The 2019-nt window shown below is 69.5% G+C and carries 4 protein-coding genes; all 4 read left to right on the top strand.

All coding sequences use genetic code 11. From position 1 onward, the window contains the following. Positions 1–188 precede the first annotated feature (188 nt). The 4 genes from ACFW2E_RS45890 (at position 189) to uraH (ending at position 1889) form a co-directional block, all read left to right on the top strand. Positions 189–437, top strand: coding sequence for a hypothetical protein (locus ACFW2E_RS45890; RefSeq protein ID WP_384477868.1), 249 nt, complete (start codon positions 189–191; stop codon positions 435–437). Next, positions 434–802 carry a helix-turn-helix domain-containing protein gene (locus ACFW2E_RS45885; protein WP_384477866.1) on the top strand — a complete coding sequence of 123 codons (369 nt, stop codon included), beginning with the start codon at positions 434–436 and terminating at the stop codon, positions 800–802. Before ACFW2E_RS45890 ends, ACFW2E_RS45885 begins: the two co-directional genes overlap by 4 nt. Before the next feature lie 177 nt (positions 803–979). Continuing rightward, positions 980–1489: a 2-oxo-4-hydroxy-4-carboxy-5-ureidoimidazoline decarboxylase gene (uraD, locus tag ACFW2E_RS45880; protein ID WP_384477863.1), complete on the top strand. Its 510-nt coding sequence runs from the start codon at positions 980–982 to the stop codon at positions 1487–1489. 7 nt (positions 1490–1496) lie between these two features. Then, positions 1497–1889: a hydroxyisourate hydrolase gene (gene uraH / locus ACFW2E_RS45875; RefSeq protein ID WP_384477860.1), complete on the top strand. Its 393-nt coding sequence runs from the start codon at positions 1497–1499 to the stop codon at positions 1887–1889. Positions 1890–2019: the final 130 nt, after the last annotated feature.

The following is a 2019-nucleotide window of genomic DNA, read 5'->3' as shown; positions in this document are numbered from 1 at the left end:
CCCCGCCCACCTTCTGTTTTTTTTATTTACTTGGTTTTTTTTTTTTTTTTTTTTTTGTGTTGTTTGCGCGGGGTTTGCGTGTTGTTTCGTGGGGCCCCGGCCGCGGCCCCCGCCCGCCCGGGGCCCCCGTCCCCGGGCCGCATCGGCCGGGGCTGCCCGAAATCCGTGCAGCGCGTTAGGTTGTGCGCGTGCGATTGAGAGTGGAGTTCACGACCGAACCCTTCGACCTCGACGAGGCGCCCGCGCACGCCCTGGTGGCGCGGCGGGTCATCGAGGCCGCCGAGCTGGACGCCGTCGACGTCGGCCCGTTCGGCAACACGGCCGAAGGGGGCGCCGACAGCGTCCTCAGCGCCGTGGACGCCCTGCTGCGCAAGTCCCTGGAGGCCGGTGCCACCCGTATCTCGCTGCAGGTCAACGTCATCGAGGAGGGAGCGTGACCGGAACCGGGGACGAGCCCTTCATCACGGCCGTGAAGCCGCTGGTCGACGCGATGGGCGCAGAGATGCTCCCGCCGGACGAGGCCGGCCCGGACGACGTCGTGCTCTCCTGGGAGGGTGCCGACGTCGTCGCCGTGCGCCTGCCGCAGCTCGCCGACTCCCTCGACCACATCCTCGCGGCCATGGAGCGCAAGCGGGGCAAGCCCCTGGCCGATCTGGACCGCAAGTCCAAGCAGGAGGTCGTGCGGATGCTGGAGGCGCGCGGTGCCTTCTCCGTGCGGCACGGCGTGGAGACCGTCGCGGGCGCGCTCGGGGTGAGCCGCTTCACCGTCTACAACTACCTCAACCGCGAGAAGGAGACCTGATCGGTGCCGTCGGCGCCCTCCGGGCCGGCGGTCGTGCGCCCAGCCGCCGTCCGGGCTCCGGGCGGCGGCTTTTGTTACCCGGAATTTTCAACAAAGTGTTGACGGCCTGTTGCCGGAAGGCGTTAGCTGTCCGCAGCCCGTTCAGCACAAAGGCCGTTCGCGGCCACGGAGGCTCCCGTGACTTCCACTTCCACGCCCCCGGGCCTGGCCCGGTTCAACGTCCTGGAGGAGCACGCGGCCCTGGCCGTCCTCCACGAGGCGTGCGCCTCCAGGGCATGGGCCGCACAGCTGCTCGGCGCCCGTCCCTACGCCACCGTCGAAGCCCTCTACGCCGCCAGTGACGCCGCCATGGCCGGGCTGTCCGCCGAGGACCTGGCGGAGGCGATGGCCGGACATCCGCCGATCGGCCGACCCAAGCCCGGCGACCCGGCCTCGGCCAGGGAGCAGCGCGGCATGGCCGGCGCCTCCGAGGACCTCAAGGCGGAGATGCTGGAACTGAACCTGGCCTACCAGGACTGGTTCGGCCATGTCTTCCTCATCTGCGCCACCGGGAAGACCGGAGAGCAGATGCGGGACGCGGTGAAGGAGCGGATCGGCAACTCGCCGGAGCAGGAGCGGGAGATCGTCCGCACCGAACTCGGCGAGATCAACCGCATCCGCCTCGCCCGCATCGTCGAAGAGGACTGAGAGCAGCATGAGCACCAGCACCACCGCCTCCGTGTCCACCCACATCCTGGACACCAGCGCCGGCCGCCCCGCGGAGGGCGTCGCCGTCCGGCTCTCCGCCCGGTCCGGGCGCGACGCGGACTGGCGGGAACTCGGTGGCTCCGCGACCGACGGGGACGGGCGGTGCAAGGACCTGCCGGCGCCGCCGCAGGGAACCACCCACGTACGACTGGACTTCGCCGTCGAGCCGTACTTCGAGAAGAAGCAAGCCGATGCGCAGCAGGACGCCCCCGCGAATCGGGACAGCGGTGCCGTGTTCTTCCCCGAGGTGGCGATCACCTTCGCCGTGAACGCCGGGGAGCACTACCACGTACCGCTGCTGCTCAACCCGTTCGGCTACTCCGTATACCGAGGGAGCTAGCAGACATGGCAGTCAATTACCCCCCCGGCCCCCCCCGGTTTGGGGGGCACCAAACCATCCGGCAAGCCCGGGAACCCGGGGGGTAAAAAACCCCCGGCCGGGCCCCCCCCCCCAATTATTGGCCGATAGT

Source organism: Streptomyces sp. NPDC058964 (assembly GCF_042741275.1).
Taxonomy (GTDB): domain Bacteria; phylum Actinomycetota; class Actinomycetes; order Streptomycetales; family Streptomycetaceae; genus Streptomyces.
This window is presented reverse-complemented; position numbering and strand designations above follow the sequence as displayed.

Excerpts from the sequence above, each read along its gene's own strand:
- uraH (WP_384477860.1), top strand. The coding sequence starts at position 1,497 with ATGAGCACCAGCACCACCGCCTCCGTGTCCACCCACATCCTGGACACC.